We start from the raw sequence: 416 nt of genomic DNA, 5'->3' as shown, positions 1-416 counted from the left end.
ATTTACAAGCCTCAAAATTAATTTGAAATTATTATATTAAAAATAATTTTATGAAATTTTACGTTATGTATAGTTTTAATAAGTAATAGTTATTTTTTATAATTAGTAACAAATAACTTATCTCAATATTTTAGGTTGTATTTTGATTCACCCAGATAAATAAGGACTTAGTACAGGCTTATTCCTGAGGAATAAATCAAACTCAGTACTAAAAATATCACTCAATTTTAAACAACGAGTTGCCCTAAATCCTTTAAAACATTCATCGCTTCCCCCTCATCTTCTGTTTGCCGAACAATCATTCTGTCATATGAAATCCCACCGATCTCAATATAAATTTTCGGATGTGGAAGCTGAGGAATATAGACTTTAAAAGGTTGATAAAGATTAAGAAGATAACCAAATGAAACATAAGG

1 pseudogene is annotated in these 416 nt (G+C 27.6%); it reads right to left on the bottom strand.

What is annotated here, in order from left to right:
- Positions 1 to 227: 227 nt before the first annotated feature.
- Positions 228 to 416: pseudogene (locus HUN22_RS17745) on the bottom strand (hypothetical protein); the annotation flags it as partial.

It is taken from the genome of Acinetobacter lactucae (assembly GCF_013344765.1).
Lineage (GTDB): Bacteria > Pseudomonadota > Gammaproteobacteria > Pseudomonadales > Moraxellaceae > Acinetobacter > Acinetobacter lactucae_A.
Note: the sequence above shows the minus strand (reverse complement) of the source record. Positions and strands in the feature narration are given on the sequence as shown.